This is a genomic window from Nonomuraea coxensis DSM 45129 (assembly GCF_019397265.1).
Taxonomy (GTDB): Bacteria; Actinomycetota; Actinomycetes; order Streptosporangiales; family Streptosporangiaceae; genus Nonomuraea; species Nonomuraea coxensis.
Genome location: NZ_CP068985.1, coordinates 4,505,531 through 4,519,658, shown reverse-complemented (window position 1 = coordinate 4,519,658; position 14,128 = coordinate 4,505,531). Strand labels below are relative to the sequence as shown.

Below are 14,128 nucleotides of genomic sequence, written 5' to 3'. Positions count from 1 at the left end.
GGGACCGCCCATCGTTATACCGATGATGCGGTGAGAGTGTGCGAGGGCCTGCTGCCCGGCGAGCGGGCGCGCCTGCACGACGACCGCCGCGCCCGGCCTACGCCATCACGGCGACGAAGCGCCAGTCCAGTACGTCCCTCGGCTCTCCGTCGCCGGCCGCCGCTCTGACCAGCGAGCGGAGATGGACCAGCCCGCCGCCGCCTGGCAGCGCCTGGCGGCGCTCGGCCACCACCTCGCTGGACAGCGTGTCGCCCTCGCGGACCGGCCCCAGGTGGTCGCAGCCGTGCCAGGCCACAACCGCGACGAGGTTCGGCAGAGCCCGTGCGACCTGCGACAGGGCGAGACCGATCGTGTGGCCGCCGTACACCAGCCGGCTGCCTCCGGCGGCCCTGGCGTCATGGTGGACCTGCGCGACGTTGAGGGTGAGTCTGGCCAGTTCCGGAGCGCTGGAGACCACGTCTCCCCCGCCCACCTGCCAGCTTTCGCCCTCGGCGACGTCGGTGAAGTGGCGGCCCGGGACGCGGTCCCTGAAGTGGTCGAGCCGCCAGCCCTTCAGCAGCTCGGCCGTCCTGGCGGCGAGTTCGGCGTCGGAGATTCGCTCCCCCACCTGGTCGAGGTCGGCGTCATGACCCGTGAGCGTCGCGGGGTCGCGAAGCGGCAGCATGGCGCAGCGCCAGAAGTCCAGGACCGGGCGTCCTCGCTGGTCCACGGTGGTCATCCGCAGGACCGCCAGTCCCGTGGGGTGGCGGCCCGGTTTGGCCCGGTTCTGGCGCAGCGCCACCACCTGGGTGGAGGTGCGGAGGGTGTCGCCGACCACCGGCAGACGGCGGAAGGCGAGGCCGCGGTAGAACAGGTTCGCCTTGACATGGTGGGTGACGAGGGTGGACTGCCCGATCGCCACGTCCCACACCAGCGCCGGATGAGCCAGCGGCCCTCCTCCCGTCACCTCCCGGCAGAGGCCGGAGTCGAGCGGCAGGCGGAGCCGATCGCCCACGATGGCCTGGTGGGTCGCGCCGTGCCCCTCCGTCAGGGTGAGGCCCGGCGCGCCGTCGAAGACCTGCCCGACCGTCAGCTCCTCGAAGTACGGCCCTTCGGCGATCGTCGTCATCCCTGCATTCCTTCCACCCGGGCCAGGACCCGCCTGGCCGCCACCGCCACCGCTTCGTCGATCATCTGCCCTTGCCGTTCCACCGCTCCCGCCTCGGACCCGTGCAGCGCGTCGAGGACCGCGCGGGCCTGGGCCACCTCGTCCGCGCTCGGGGTGAAGACGCCGTTGACGGTGCCGAGCTGGCGTGGGTGGATCACCCATTTGCCGTCGAAGCCGAGTTCGCGGGCGCGCAGCGCGGCGCGCCGGAACGCCTCGTCGTCGGCGACGCCCAGCCAGGGACCGTCGATGGCCGCCAGCCCCGCGCTGCGCGCGGCGATCAGGACCGCATCCTGAGCGTACGACCAGTCGTCGGCCGTCCGGCCGAGTGATGCTCCGAGGTCGGCGTAACCGAGCACGAGGGTACGCAGCCGCGGCGAGGCCGTCACGATCTCCCGCAGGTTGGCCAGGCCCTTGGCGGTCTCGATCAATGCCTGCACACCGATGGGCCGGTCCCGTCCCGCCGCCGCCTCCACGCCGTCGAGCAGCCTGTCCAGGAACTCGAGGTCTCCCGCGCTCTCCACCTTCGGCAGCACGAGGGAGGCGGGCACTCCGTCCGGCCCCGCCGAGGCGATGACGTCCAGGTGGCACCACGCGGTGCGCGGCGCGTTCACCCGGATCGCGACCTGGCCGGCCGCGCGGCGGGGAAGCGCGGCGAGCATCCCGCGCGCCTCGTCCTTGCGCGTGGCCCGTACGGCGTCCTCCAGGTCGAGCACGACCTCGTCGGCCGTGGAGTCCCACGCCTTGCGGATCTTCCTGTCGTCGGTGCCCGGCACGGACAGGCAGGAACGAGGTGGGACGGCATCGATCATTCGGCTCTCCTAAGGAGAAAGTGTTTAATCTATATTAGGTTAAAGGAAGTCCGCGTGGACGACTCGCCCACAGGGGGCGTCGGGGACGGTGGCCGGCAGTAGAATCGCCGGGTGTCCAGGAGAGTTGCCGGTTCGGAAGACAGTTCCAAGTCCGCGCGGACGCGCGAGCGGATCCTCGACGCGGCGGCGCACGTGCTCAGCCGCAAGGGCTACGCGGGCACCCGCCTCGGCGACATCGCCGACCAGGCCCAGCTGCAGGCACCGGCCATCTACTACTACTTCGGCTCCCGCGAGGAACTCATCGAAGAGGTCATGTGGACCGGAGCCCAGCGCGTCCGCGAACACGTCACCAAAGTCCTCGACGAACTCCCCGACGACACCACCCCCATGGACCGCATCTGCGCCGCCGTCGAAGCCCACCTGCACCTCGAACTCGAACTGTCCGACTTCGCGACCGCCGTGATCCGCAACTCCGGACAGATGCCCGAACACCTGCGCACCCGGCAGCTCGCCGAGGAAGCCGCCTACGGCAAGCTGTGGCGCAACCTCTTCCAGGACCTCCACGAGGACGGCCGGCTGCGGCCCGACCTCGATCCCCGCACCGCGCAGTTGCTGGTGATGGGCGCGCTCAACTGGGCGGCCGAGTGGTGGAACCCCAGACGCGACACGTACGAGACGGTGGTCCGCACCGCCCAGTCCCTGGTCCGGCACGGCCTCAGCAGCCGATCACAACTGGTGGAGGAGGCCGGGGACACCGGGCGGCGCAGGCGGTCGTCCCGCTGATCCCGGGCGGGGATCAGCGGTCTCGCCGGTCGACGACGTTGCCCGGTCGAGGAGGTGGGTGGTCAGGCCGTCTTCAGGGCCGCGCGGCGGCGGTCGGCGAACTCCAGTCCGTCCGCCCAGGAGGCGCCCCGCATGATCAGAGCACGATATTTCATGATCTGTGGCTGGCCGTTGAGCGTGAGGGCGCCGGCCAGCCGGTCGCCCTCCCGGTAGAGGGCGACGAAGCGGTGCCCGCCGGGATCCCCGTCGACCACGCGGACCTCCTCGGCCGCCGGCACTCCGACGAACTGGATGCGGGAGTCGTACCAGTCCGACCAGAAGTACGGGACGGTGGAGTACGGCTTGGCGTTCGCCGGGTCGAGCGCGTTGCGCGCGGCCACGGCTCCCTGCTCGGCCGCGCTGGTCCAGTGTTCCAGCCTCATGGGGCGGCCGAAGGCCGGGTTGTGCCAGCGGGCGACGTCGCCGGCCGCGTACACGCCCGGAACCCCCGTGAACAGGGTCTCGTCGCAGACGACCCCGTCGTCGAGCGGCAGGCCCGCGCCCGCGAGCCAGCCGGTGGCGGGGACCGCTCCGATGCCGGCCACCACGAGGTCGGCCGGGAGCACCGTCCCGTCGGTGAGCCGGACCCGCTCGACCCTGCCGTCGCCCTCCACGGCCGCCACGCCGGTCCCGCACCTGAGGGTGGTGCCGTTGCGCGCGTGCAGGGCGGCGCACGCCCGGCCCATGGCCGCGCCGACGGCGCGTACCAGCGGGGTGGGCAGCGCCTCGACGATCGTCACGTCGAGGCCCCGCTTGCGGGCGGCCGAGGCGACCTCGGAGCCGATGAACCCGGCTCCGACCACGACGGTGCGGGCGCCGTCGTCGAGCGCCGAGCGCACCGCGAGCGCGTCGTCGCGGGTGCGCAGCGTGTGCACCCCGGTCAGGCCGCCGGTGCCCGGGAGGGTCCTGGCCGCGGCTCCGGTGGCGATGACGAGGGCGTCGTAGCCGAACTCCCGCTCTCCCGCCCTGACGACCCGGGCGGCGGTGTCCAGCGCCGTCGCCGGCGCGCCCAGCGCGAGCCGGACGCCCAGCTCGTCGCGCAGCACCTCCTCGGTACGGAAGGCGGGCAGATCGGCGCCGTCGAGGAACGCCTTGGACAGCGGCGGCCGGTCGTAGGGCAGATGAGGCTCGGCGCCGATGAGCACGACGGAGCCGTCGAAGCCGCTCTTCCTGGCCGCCTCGACGGCCCGGAGCCCCGCGAGGGAGGCGCCGACGACGACGAGCCGGCGGCCGCTCATGACTCCAGCCGCAGAGCCTCGGTGGGGCAGCCCTCGATCGCCTGCCTGACGCCTTCGAGGTCCTCCTCGGACACCGTCTCGGTCAGCAGGATCAGGTCTCCGGCGTCGTCGACCTCGAAGCAGTTCGGGGCCAGCGACTCACAGATGCCCAGGCCGGTGCAGGCGCTCCGATCTACGATGATCTTCATCTGTCTCTCCTTGGTGAACGCGGGCGGCGGCTCAGCGGCCGGCCGCGACCGGGTGCCGGGCCGCGATCTGCTCGACGACGAGCTTGGCGGTCTCGGCGCAGGCGGTGGTGCCGCCGTTGGCGTACTCCTTGACCCCGTCGCCGACGTTCCACAGGTTCGGGATCGGGGTGGCCGGGGCCAGGTCGAAACCGGCGACGGCGCGCTGCGGCGGCCAGGAGTCGCGCATGACGGCGGTGGACAGCACGCGCGCCCGGTCGAAACCGGGCACCTGCTCGCGCAGGTCCTCCATGATCAGCTCGGTCTCGGCCGCCTCGTCGAAGTCGCCGACGGCCGGCTTGGGGACGCCGGCCGCGGCGTACAGGTGCCAGCCCTCCGGCGCCATCCCGGGGCACAGGTCGGTGAAGTTGGCGATGTAGCACAGGCGCCGGGTCTTGCCGAAGCTCAGCATGCCGGGAGCCTCGATGAGCCGTTCCCTGCTGGCGATGTTGACGGTGATCATCGAGGAGGGGCGGTCGCGCCGCCTGACCTCCTCGAGGTAGCCGGCGGGCAGGTGGCCGACGCCGACCAGGTCCACGGTGGCGACCGGTCCGGCGTCACTGACGGCGACGCGGCAGCCGACCTCGACGCTCTCGCCGCCGCGCGCGACCACCGCTCCGGTGACCAGGCCGTCGGTGAGGGTCAGCGACCGTACCTCGCTGTCGAGCCAGACCTCGCCGCCGTTCCTGGTCACCACGTCGGCGAGCGCCCGCCAGACGCCGATGGTGCCCTCAGGGTGGTAGCCGAACTTCTTGAAGGCGCTCTTGCGGGTGAAGTAGGTGAGGAAGACCCGGGCGGGCAGCTCTTCGGAGCCGACCGCGAAGATGGACGCGCACATGTTGCGGAACATGCCGTGCACGTTCTCGTTCTTGGTGTACTTCGACACCCACTCGGCGGTGGTGAGCTCGGCGTCCGGCAGCCCGCTGTCCTCGCGGGCGGCGCCGAGGCCCTGGACCAGCTTGGCCCCCTGCCGGGTGAGCTTGCCGAGCAGGAACCCCCAGCCGCCGCCCGTGACGTCGATGTCCTTGCCGCCGATCCGGTAGAGGATCGGGGGCTTGGGCATGCGCACGTCGTAGGGGGCGCCGACCTCGGCGAAGGTCTCCTCGGTGACCCCGCCGAGCTCCAGCACGATGGCGCCGTTGTTGACCTTGAAGCCGTCGATGTCGTACGTGGACGCGCGCCCGCCGACCCGGTCCAGCCGCTCCACCACGAGCGTGCGGTAACCGAGGTGCGAGAGCCGGGCGGCGGCGCACAGGCCGCCGGCGCCGGCCCCGATGACGAGAACGTCGAAGTCGGTCGTTGCCATCGGCTCAGCCCACCCTGTTGACGGCCGCGACCGCCCCGCTCATGTCGGTGATCTCCGCCCACCGCTCGCCGACCTGCTCGATCGTGGGCACGTCGGCGAAGGTGACGCCCTTGGACTCGTAGAGCTGGACCCGGGTGCAGAGCCCGCCGCCGACGACGACCACGGTGCCGCTGTCGGCGCACTCGTCGGTGAGCAGGTGGCCGACGATCGGCGCGACGTGCGCGGCCGGCAGCTTGGCCAGCAGCTCGGGCGGCGCGATGTCCTCCGTCATGCGGGTGGCCGCCTGCGGCGCGACCGCGTTGGCCAGGATGTCGTACTTGCGGCCCTCGATGGCGAGGGTGTTGATCAGGCCGACCATGCCGAGCTTGGCGGCGCCGTAGTTGGCCTGGCCGAAGTTGCCGTACAGGCCGGTGTTGGAGGTGGCGACCACCACCCTGCCGCGCCCCTGCTCCCTGAAGTGCGGCCAGGCGGCGCGCACGACGTGGTAGGTGCCGTGGAGGTGGACCTGGATCACCGCGTCCCACTGCTCGTGGGTCATCTTGTGGAAGGCCACGTCGCGCAGGATCCCGGCGTTGCTCACCACGCCGTCGATGCGGCCGAAGGCTTCCAGCGCGGTACGGACGACGCCGGCGCCGCCCTCCTCGGTGGCCACGCTGTGGTAGTCCGCCACGGCCTGCCCGCCCGCGCCGGTGATCTCGGCGACCACCGCGTCGGCCATGGCGCTGCCGGAGCCCGTGCCGTCACGCGCGCCGCCCAGGTCGTTGACCACGACCTTCGCCCCGGAGCGGGCGAGCAGCAGCGCGTACTCGCGGCCGAGCCCTCCTCCGGCGCCGGTCACGGCGATCACGCGGTCCTCTACACCTGCCATCGATGGAACCTCTTTCGTCTCTGGGGAGCGTGCGGTCAGTAGGAAGGGGGCAGCTGGAGGCTGTGCTGGGCGACGTAGTTGAGCACCATCTCCCGGCTGACGGGGGCGGTACGCAGCAGCCGGGCCGCGAACCACAGGTCGGCCAGGCCGTACTCGCGCGACAGCCCGTTGCCGCCGTGCGTCTGGATCGCCTGGTCGAGCGCCTTCAGCGAGGCGTCGGCGGCGGCGAACTTGGCGATGTTGGCCGCCTCGGCGGCGTCCTCGCCGCAGTCGTACAGCTCGGCGGCGCGGGCGGTGGCCAGCCGGGCCAGTTCGACGGCGATGTACGCCTCCGCGAGCGGATGCGACACGCCCTGGTGGGCGCCGATCGGCGTGGACCACACCTGCCGCTCGCGCGCGTAGCGGGCGGCCTTGTCCAGGGCGTAGCGGCCGATGCCGTTGCTGAGCGAGGCCGCGAGGATGCGCTCGGGGTTGAGGCCGGCGAACACCTGGCGCAGGCCGCGGCCGGCCTCGCCGATCAGTGACTCCGGTCCGATCCGCACGTCGTCGAAGAAGACGGTGTACTGCTTCTCCGGGACGACCAGTTCGGTGACGATCTGCTGGGCGCGCAGGCCGGGGGCGTCGACGGGCACCACGAACAGCGACAGGGGGCTGCGTCCCGGCGGTCGCTCCTCGCCGTCGCGGGCCACCACCAGGAGCGCCTCGGACTCGTCGACCCCGGAGATGTAGTACTTGGCCCCGGTCAGCCGCCAGCCGTCGCCGTCCCGCTGCGCGGTGGTGGTGACGGCGTGGCTGTTGGTGCCGGCGTCCGGCTCGGTGAGCGCGAACGCCATCTTCCTGGTGCCGGCGGCCATGCCGGGGAGCCAGTCGCGCTTCATCTCCTCGGAGCCGTGCCGCCAGACGATCGAGGCGGTGATGGCGGGCGAGATGACGCCCATCAGCAGCGGCATGCCGTGCGCCGCCAGCTCTTCGAGGACCACGCCGTACTCGCGCAGGCCGCCTCCGCCGCCGCCGTACTCCTCGGGCAGGTGCACGCCGAGGAATCCGGCCTCGCCCAGCTCGGCCCACAGCTCGTCGACCCGGCCGCCGGCGCGGGCGCGGTCGGCGAAGTAGGCGTGGCCGTACCGCTCGGCGATCTTGCCGACGCTCTGGCGGAGCAGCCGGTGCTCGTCGGTGTCTATGTTCATGGGTTACCGTCCCTGAAAGTCGGGTTCGCGCCTGCTCTTGAATGCCTCGATGCCCTCGGCCGAGTCGGCGGTGGCGGTGGCCCGCCCCTGGGCCCGCTGCTCGGCGGCCAGCTGCTCGGGCAGGGTGTGGTGCCAGCTCTCGCGCAGGAGCCGCCGCAGCTCGGCGAAGGCGCGGGTGGGGCCGGCGGCGAGCCGCCGGGCCACGGCGAGCGCCTCGTCCTCGATCGCTCCGGCCGCCACGACGCGCGTGACGATCCCCCACTCCTGCGCCTCGCGGGCGCTCAGCACGCGGGGTTCGAGGAACAGCTCCGCCGCCCGCCGGGATCCGATCATCCGGGGCAGGAACCAGGTGCTGCCGCCGTCGCCGGACAGTCCGAGGGCGCTGAAGCCGAGGGCGAACTTGGTGTCCTCGGCCGCGAGCACGAGGTCGGCGCAGTGCATCAGGCCGAGGCCGCCGCCCGCCGCGGCGCCGTGGACGGCGCAGACGATGGGGACGTCCAGCCGGGCCAGCCGGTCGAGCGCCTCGTGGTAGGGCGTGATCATCGTGTCGACCAGGCCGGCCAGCTCCGCGTGCGGGGTGGAGGCGAACAGCTTGACGTCGCCGCCGACGGTGAACGCCGGTCCCTCCCCGGTCAGCAGGACCGCGCGCAGGCCGGGGGTCTCGGCGCAGCGCAGCGACACCTCCTGGAGGTCGAGCGCCATGTCGAGGTCGAGGGCGTTGCGCGCGGCGGGCCGGTCGAGCCGGACCCGGGCCAGGCCGTCGTCGACGTCGAAGCGGACCACCGTCAGCTCCCGGCGTCCGGCCTTGTCCGCCGGGGGGCGGCCGTGCAGCGCCTCGGCCCAGCGGGCGCTGTCGGTGTACTGCACCAGCTCGGAGATCCGGCCGCCGGTGAAGCGGAGCACGTGGGCGAAGCCCGCGTCGACGGGCGCCCCGGTGGCGCGGGCCTTGCCCACGTACCTGCCGGTCACCAGGAGCCCGCCGCCGGCGAGCTCGTGGAAGTCCTGCGGCTCGGCCCGGACGCGGTAGTGCTGCCCGATGCGTCCCCAGAACTCCCGCCACGCCTCGTCGGGGCCGCTGTAGACGCCGCCGAGGTCCAAGGGCAGGCCGTCGGTGGTCCTGGCGACGAAGGCCGGGTGCAGCAGGTGCGCGAGCCGGGCCTGGTCACCGGTGGTCAGCGCGACGTAGAGATCGCGTGCCGCCTGCACGTCCTTCATCGTGAGTTCCTCCACTCGTATTTAATCTAATCTAGACTAAAAAATCGGCGCATGCCAATCAGCCGAGCTCGGAACCGACCACGGAGACGAAGGACACACACGCCCCCGGGCGCCCGCCCAGGTTGTGGGTCAGGGCCAGCCGGGGATCGGCGAGCTGCCGCTCCCCCGCCTCGCCGCGGAACTGCAGCCAGCACTCGTAGAGCATGCGCAGGCCGCTCGCGCCGACCGGATGCCCGAAGGACTTCAGGCCGCCGTCCGGGTTGACCGGCAACCGGCCGCCCCGGTCGAAGGCGCCGTCGAGGCTGTCCCGCCACGCCTCGCCCCGCCCGGCGAAACCCAGGTCCTCCATCAGCACCAGCTCGGTCGGCGTGAAGCAGTCGTGGACCTCGGCCATCGAGATCTGTGTACGCGGATCGGTGATCCCGGCCTGCCGGTAGGCGTCCTCGGCGCTGCGCACGACCTCGGGGAAGGTGGTGTAGTCGTAGCCGGTGTCCATCGCGGCGCGTCCCGGGGCGGCCGACAGCGCCAGCGCCTTCACGTACACCGGACGGCCCGTGTAGAGGTGGGCGTCCTCGGCGCGGACGATCAGCGCGCAGGCCGCGCCGTCGGAGACCCCCGAGCAGTCGTACACGCCGAGCCGCCCGGCCACCAGCGGCGCCGCGCCGATCTTCTCCTTCGACACCGCCGCGCGGAACTGCGCCTTGGGGTTGAGCGCCCCGTTCGCGTGGTTCTTCCACGCCACGTGCGTCATGGCGGCCCGCATGTCGGCGGGGTCCACGCCGTACTTCGCGCAGTAGGCGGGGTCCAGCAGCGAGAACGCGGCCGGCGCGGTGAGCGTGTTCTCCGGCGCCGTGCCGTCCCCCGGCGGGTCGGACCGGGTCAGGCCGGAGAAGCCGGAGTCCTTGAGCTTCTCCACGCCGACCGCCATGACCCTGTCGTACGCCCCGGACGCCACCGCGTAGCAGGCGTTGCGGAACGCCTCCGAGCCGGTCGCGCAGTAGTTCTCGACCCGGGTGACCGGCCGGTGGTCGAGGGCCAGCGCGCGGCTGAGGGTCAGGCCCGACTGGCCCGAGCCGAGCGTCCCGAGCCAGTACGCCTCCACGTCCGCCAGCTCCGTGCCCGGCACGGCCGACAGGCACTCGCGTACCGCGTCGATCACCAGGTCGTCGGTGGACGCCGACCAGTGCTCACCGAACCGCGTGCAGCCCATCGCGACGATCGCGACCCGGTCGCTGATCCCTCTGGCGCTCATCGCTCCTCCTCCACGGGCCGGACCTTCCAGAAGTAGTTGTGGGTCCCACCAGCCGTGTAGAGCCTGCGGAACGTCGGCTCGACCCGCATCCCGATCGCCACCTCGGCGGGCGAGGCGTCGGCCAGCTCCATCGTGTACCGCCCTCCGCCGTCGAAGTCGACCACCACGTCGATGAGGGGCGGCGAGGGCGAGTAGGCCAGCCGGTCGGCGGTGAAGGTGACCACCGTCCCCCGGGTGGCCGACAGCGGGAGCGGCTCCATCGCGTCCACGGCTCCGCAGCCCTTGCACACCCGTGCCGGCGGCAGGTGCGCGAACGCGCAGCGGCCGCAGCGCGACCCGGTGAACGCGAACTTCCACGCCTGCGACCGGGCCGACGGGGGCGCGGCGGGCAGGTCCGGCTCCGGCCGTCTCGGCGGTTCCCGCTCCAGCAGGCCACGCCAGGTCAGGTAGGTCGCGTACGGGACGTCGCGGCCGGCGGCGAGCTGGGCGGCCAGCGGGCGCGCCTGCCGCCCGTGCGTGATGCGGCCGGTGACGCGCAGCACCAGCGCGTCGCAGCCGTCCGCGGCGGCGAGCAGCAGCACGCTCTCGCCCGGCGCCGCCCGGTCCAGCACCTCCGCCAGGGCCAGCCCGGCGTCGGCCGCGCCGGCGTGTCCCGGCAGCCGCCCGGCGGGGACCCGCGCGGGGAAGAGCGCGCTCGCCCGCCTGGCCACCAGCGGGTTGGGCGAGGTGACCACGACGTGGTCGGGCTCGGTGACGCCGGCCTCCTTCAGCGCCCGCCGACCCGCCTCGGTCACCAGCGGCAGGTAGCTCTCCAGGCCGAAGCGGTCCTCCCACCGGCGGGAGGCCGCCTCACCGGGCAGCCGCCAGCGGTCGAGGAACTCGGCCGTGACCGACACGCGGGCGGCGATCTCGGCGATCGCCTCGTCCGGCCGGCCGAACAGGAACGCCGCGGCGCCGTCCGCCCCGCCCCGCTCGTCGGCCGAGCCCGGCAGGCCGGTCCGCACGTCGGCGAGCACGGCGAGCCCGCCGGCGGCGGCCGCGGCGAGCAGTGCGCCCGTGCCGGAGCGCGCCGACCCCGCCAGATCGACCGCCAGGCCGTCCCGGCCCAGCCCCAGGGCCGCGTGCAGGGCCGCGGCGTTGGTCTTGTCCAGGTACGCGGGCGAGGTCGTGGCGAAGAAGACGGCCCCGGGCGGGCCGGTCAGCACCCGCCTGGCGGCCTCGACGCCGAGCGTGGTGCTGTCCTCGTCGAAGGAGGCGGCCACCCGCGATCCTGACCCCGACCTGACCCCGAGGGCCGCGCCCAGGTCGGCGTGCCGCAGCCGGTGCCGCGGCAGGTGGCAGGCGTAGGCGACGATCCCGTGCCCGGTCATGACACTCCCTCGAACAGGGCGGCCATCCCCTGGCCGCCGCCGACGCACATGGTCTCCAGGCCGTAGCGGCCGCCCCGCCGGCGCAGCTCGTACAGCATCGTGGTGAGCATGCGCACCCCCGTCGCGGCGATCGGGTGCCCGAGCGAGATGCCCGACCCGTTGACGTTCAGCCGGTCGTCCAGCTCGGCGGGGTCATCGAACCCCCACCCCTTGAGCACCGCGAGCACCTGGCAGGCGAAGGCCTCGTTCAGCTCCACCAGGTCGAGGTCGTCGAACCCCACCCCGGTCCTGGCGAACAGCCGGCTGACGGCCGGCACCGGGCCGAGCCCCATGGTGGCCGGCTCGCAGCCGGCCGCCGCCCAGCCGACCAGGAATCCCAGCGGCTCCAGCCCGAGCTCGTCCAGCTTGTCCTCGGCCACGACCAGGCAGGCGGCGGCGGCGTCGTTCTGCTGGCTGGAGTTGCCGGCGGTCACGGTGCCGCCCGGCGTGAGCGTGCGCAGCCCGGCCAGCGTCTCGACGTCGGAGTCGGGGCGGATGCCCTCGTCGCGGGAGAAGGTCACCGGGTCGCCGCGCCGCACCGGCACCTGGACCGGGACGACCTCCTCGGCGAAGGCGCCCGCCTCCCAGGCGGCCGCCGCCCGGTGATGGCTGCGCACGGCGTAGGCGTCGGCCTGCTCGCGGCTGATGTCGTAGTCGCGGGCCAGGTTCTCGGCGGTCTCGATCATGCCGGAGATGCGGCCGAACCGCCATTCCGGCTGGGACCGCTCACGCCCCCGGTCGAGCCGGTCGTACAGCTGCACGCCGCCGGACCGGCTGCCCCAGCGGACCTGGGTGGAGTAGTGCTCGATGTTGCTCATGCTCTCCACGCCGCCGGCGATCACGACGTCGGCGGCGCCGGTCTGCACCATCATCGCGGCGGTCACCACCGCCTGCAGGCCGCCGCCGCAGCGCCGGTCGAGCTGGAAGCCGGGCACGGCGACCGGCAGGCCGGCGTGCAGGGCCGCCCAGCGGCCGATGGACGGCGTCTCGGAGTTGGCGTAGGACTGGGCCATCGCCACGTCCTCGATCCGCCCGGGGTCGATGCCCGAGCGTTCGACCACGGCCTTGATGACGGTGGCGGCCAGGTCCTCGACCGGTACCGGGCGCAGGGATCCGCCGAACGTTCCGACCGGGGTGCGGACCGGGGCGACGATCGCGGCTCTTCTCATAGGGGGCACTCCTTCTCGAGCGCGGGACGGTGGTCCGGGTGGGAGATGGCGAGCATGGCGGCCACGCGCTCGCCGAGCGGCAGGCCGCGCAGGTCGGCGACGCCGTGCTCGGTGACGATGAGCCCGGCGTCGCAGCGCGGCGTGCTCACCGGCCCGCTCAGCTTCGCCACGATCCGGCTCGCCGTCCCTCCCCCGGCCGCCTGCACGGTGGAGGTCAGCGCCACGATGGGCAGGCCGCCGCGGGACCGGGCGGCCCCGCGCAGGAAGTCGACCGCGCCGCCGACGGCGCCGACGTACGCGCCGCGCGCGACCTCGGCGTTGATCTGGCCGGTGAGGTCCACCTCGATCGCCGAGTTGATCGCCACGAAGCGGTCCTGCGCCGCCAGCACCTCGGGATCATGGGTGTACCGGGTGTCGCGCAGCTCGATCGCCGGGTTGCCGCCGGCGTAGCCGAACAGGCGGGCGGTGCCCATGAGCGCCCCGGTGACCGTGCGGCCCCGGTCGAGCGTCTTACGCGCGTTGGTGATCACCCCGGCCTCCATCAGGTCGGCCACGGCGTCGCCGATCAGGCCGGAGTGCACGCCGAGATGGCGGTGCCCGGCCAGCCGGGCGGCGATCGCCTCGGGCAGCGCGCCCAGCCCGAGCTGCAGCGTGGCGCCGTCCTCGATCAGTGCGGCGACGTGGCCGGCCACCCGCCGCTCGGCGGCGCCCGCCCGCTTCGCGGCGAGCTCGGCCGGCGGCCTGGAGGTGTGCACCACCAGGTCCAGCTCCGCCGCGGTGAGCGTGCGCGTCCCGTACGTCCAGGGCACCTGGTCGTTCACCTCGGCGATGACGACGCGGGCCCGGTCGATGGCGGCGGACAGGTACTCCTCGGCGAGGCCGAGGCTGTGCCGCCCGGCCCCGTCCGCGGGCGAGAGCTGGAGCAGGACGACGTCGACGGGCAGGGCGCCGCTCTCGATGAGGTACGGAAGCGTGGAGTAGTGGCCGGGCAGGACATCGAGGACGCCGGCCCGGTGCAGCGCCCGGTTGCCGCCGCTGCCGCAGTAGGACAGGAACGACACGTGGTCGGCGTGCTCCGGGCGCACCGTGCCCGACGCGGGCACCCCGACGAAGCAGCGCAGGCCGCCGATCGCCGCGCGCTGCTCCATGAGCCGTTCGGTGAGGGTGAGCGGCTCCGCGCACGCCTGCCCCCACAGGACCGTGTCACCGGGCCGGATATGGGCCGCGAGGTCCGGCCGCCCGGCCTGGTCCGGCGCCTCAGGCATCGCCGGCTCTGTCGCTCCAGCGTCCGGCCGACGGGTCCATCAGCTCCCGCAGCCGCTCGTCCGGCGCCCAGGCGATGCTCTCCAGCTCCAGCGCGTCGAGATGACGGACGTGGCCGCTCCGCAGATCCTCCAGCCGCAGCCGTGGCCCGTTGGCGTCCAGGTCGAGGCTGACCGCCACCTCCGCGAACTCGCTTGCGATGATCCACTGATTCACGCT

General features: G+C 73.4%; 14 protein-coding genes. 1 reads left to right on the top strand and 13 read right to left on the bottom strand.

What is annotated here, in order from left to right; genetic code table 11:
* Positions 1–97: 97 nt before the first annotated feature.
* Positions 98–1,108, bottom strand: a complete 1,011-nt coding sequence (locus tag Nocox_RS21070) for a MaoC family dehydratase (RefSeq protein ID WP_020543179.1) — start codon at positions 1,106–1,108, stop codon at positions 98–100.
* The gene (locus Nocox_RS21065; RefSeq protein WP_026214337.1) at positions 1,105–1,956 is read right to left on the bottom strand and encodes an HpcH/HpaI aldolase/citrate lyase family protein; all 852 of its coding nucleotides are present in this window, start codon (positions 1,954–1,956) and stop codon (positions 1,105–1,107) included. Before Nocox_RS21065 ends, Nocox_RS21070 begins: the two co-directional genes overlap by 4 nt.
* Positions 1,957–2,067: 111 nt before the next feature.
* Here Nocox_RS21065 and Nocox_RS21060 point away from each other — a divergent pair, with 111 nt between their 5' ends.
* On the top strand, positions 2,068–2,739 hold the full coding sequence (locus Nocox_RS21060) for a TetR/AcrR family transcriptional regulator (RefSeq protein ID WP_084685656.1): 672 nt from the start codon (positions 2,068–2,070) through the stop codon (positions 2,737–2,739).
* 62 nt (positions 2,740–2,801) lie between these two features.
* Here the strand turns inward: Nocox_RS21060 and Nocox_RS21055 are convergent, their stop codons facing one another.
* Genes Nocox_RS21055 through Nocox_RS21005 form a run of 11 tightly spaced genes read right to left on the bottom strand, consistent with a single transcriptional unit; the run spans position 2,802 to position 14,125 of the window.
* Positions 2,802–4,016 carry an NAD(P)/FAD-dependent oxidoreductase gene (locus Nocox_RS21055; RefSeq protein WP_020543182.1) on the bottom strand — a complete coding sequence of 405 codons (1,215 nt, stop codon included), beginning with the start codon at positions 4,014–4,016 and terminating at the stop codon, positions 2,802–2,804.
* Positions 4,013–4,204 carry a ferredoxin gene (locus Nocox_RS21050; protein ID WP_020543183.1) on the bottom strand — a complete coding sequence of 64 codons (192 nt, stop codon included), beginning with the start codon at positions 4,202–4,204 and terminating at the stop codon, positions 4,013–4,015. The genes Nocox_RS21055 and Nocox_RS21050 overlap by 4 nt, the downstream gene beginning before the upstream one ends.
* Before the next feature lie 31 nt (positions 4,205–4,235).
* On the bottom strand, positions 4,236–5,546 hold the full coding sequence (locus Nocox_RS21045) for a phytoene desaturase family protein (protein ID WP_020543184.1): 1,311 nt from the start codon (positions 5,544–5,546) through the stop codon (positions 4,236–4,238).
* Between the two features lie 4 nt (positions 5,547–5,550).
* Positions 5,551–6,414: an SDR family NAD(P)-dependent oxidoreductase gene (locus Nocox_RS21040; protein ID WP_026214338.1), complete on the bottom strand. Its 864-nt coding sequence runs from the start codon at positions 6,412–6,414 to the stop codon at positions 5,551–5,553.
* Positions 6,415–6,449: 35 nt separating this feature from the next.
* Positions 6,450–7,601 (bottom strand): acyl-CoA dehydrogenase family protein, encoded by a 1,152-nt coding sequence (locus tag Nocox_RS21035; RefSeq protein WP_020543186.1) that lies wholly within the window; start codon positions 7,599–7,601, stop codon positions 6,450–6,452.
* A 3-nt stretch (positions 7,602–7,604) separates the two neighbouring features.
* Positions 7,605–8,816, bottom strand: coding sequence for an enoyl-CoA hydratase-related protein (locus tag Nocox_RS21030; protein WP_020543187.1), 1,212 nt, complete (start codon positions 8,814–8,816; stop codon positions 7,605–7,607).
* A 58-nt stretch (positions 8,817–8,874) separates the two neighbouring features.
* The gene (locus tag Nocox_RS21025) at positions 8,875–10,068 is read right to left on the bottom strand and encodes an acetyl-CoA acetyltransferase (protein ID WP_020543188.1); all 1,194 of its coding nucleotides are present in this window, start codon (positions 10,066–10,068) and stop codon (positions 8,875–8,877) included.
* On the bottom strand, positions 10,065–11,438 hold the full coding sequence (locus Nocox_RS21020) for an OB-fold domain-containing protein (RefSeq protein ID WP_020543189.1): 1,374 nt from the start codon (positions 11,436–11,438) through the stop codon (positions 10,065–10,067). Before Nocox_RS21020 ends, Nocox_RS21025 begins: the two co-directional genes overlap by 4 nt.
* Complete coding sequence (locus tag Nocox_RS21015; protein WP_020543190.1) at positions 11,435–12,646, bottom strand: acetyl-CoA C-acetyltransferase; 1,212 nt, start codon at positions 12,644–12,646, stop codon at positions 11,435–11,437. The genes Nocox_RS21020 and Nocox_RS21015 overlap by 4 nt, the downstream gene beginning before the upstream one ends.
* The gene (locus tag Nocox_RS21010; RefSeq protein ID WP_020543191.1) at positions 12,643–13,911 is read right to left on the bottom strand and encodes an acetyl-CoA hydrolase/transferase family protein; all 1,269 of its coding nucleotides are present in this window, start codon (positions 13,909–13,911) and stop codon (positions 12,643–12,645) included. Before Nocox_RS21010 ends, Nocox_RS21015 begins: the two co-directional genes overlap by 4 nt.
* Positions 13,904–14,125, bottom strand: a complete 222-nt coding sequence (locus Nocox_RS21005) for a hypothetical protein (RefSeq protein ID WP_020543192.1) — start codon at positions 14,123–14,125, stop codon at positions 13,904–13,906. Before Nocox_RS21005 ends, Nocox_RS21010 begins: the two co-directional genes overlap by 8 nt.
* Between the last annotated feature and the right edge of the window lie 3 nt (positions 14,126–14,128).

Excerpts from the sequence above, each read along its gene's own strand:
- Nocox_RS21015 (WP_020543190.1), bottom strand. The coding sequence starts at position 12,646 with ATGAGAAGAGCCGCGATCGTCGCCCCGGTCCGCACCCCGGTCGGAACG.
- Nocox_RS21025 (WP_020543188.1), bottom strand. The coding sequence starts at position 10,068 with ATGAGCGCCAGAGGGATCAGCGACCGGGTCGCGATCGTCGCGATGGGC.
- Nocox_RS21040 (WP_026214338.1), bottom strand. The coding sequence starts at position 6,414 with ATGGCAGGTGTAGAGGACCGCGTGATCGCCGTGACCGGCGCCGGAGGA.
- Nocox_RS21010 (WP_020543191.1), bottom strand. The coding sequence starts at position 13,911 with ATGCCTGAGGCGCCGGACCAGGCCGGGCGGCCGGACCTCGCGGCCCAT.
- Nocox_RS21020 (WP_020543189.1), bottom strand. The coding sequence starts at position 11,438 with ATGACCGGGCACGGGATCGTCGCCTACGCCTGCCACCTGCCGCGGCAC.
- Nocox_RS21050 (WP_020543183.1), bottom strand. The coding sequence starts at position 4,204 with ATGAAGATCATCGTAGATCGGAGCGCCTGCACCGGCCTGGGCATCTGT.
- Nocox_RS21070 (WP_020543179.1), bottom strand. The coding sequence starts at position 1,108 with ATGACGACGATCGCCGAAGGGCCGTACTTCGAGGAGCTGACGGTCGGG.
- Nocox_RS21055 (WP_020543182.1), bottom strand. The coding sequence starts at position 4,016 with ATGAGCGGCCGCCGGCTCGTCGTCGTCGGCGCCTCCCTCGCGGGGCTC.
- Nocox_RS21065 (WP_026214337.1), bottom strand. The coding sequence starts at position 1,956 with ATGATCGATGCCGTCCCACCTCGTTCCTGCCTGTCCGTGCCGGGCACC.
- Nocox_RS21035 (WP_020543186.1), bottom strand. The coding sequence starts at position 7,601 with ATGAACATAGACACCGACGAGCACCGGCTGCTCCGCCAGAGCGTCGGC.
- Nocox_RS21030 (WP_020543187.1), bottom strand. The coding sequence starts at position 8,816 with ATGAAGGACGTGCAGGCGGCACGCGATCTCTACGTCGCGCTGACCACC.
- Nocox_RS21045 (WP_020543184.1), bottom strand. The coding sequence starts at position 5,546 with ATGGCAACGACCGACTTCGACGTTCTCGTCATCGGGGCCGGCGCCGGC.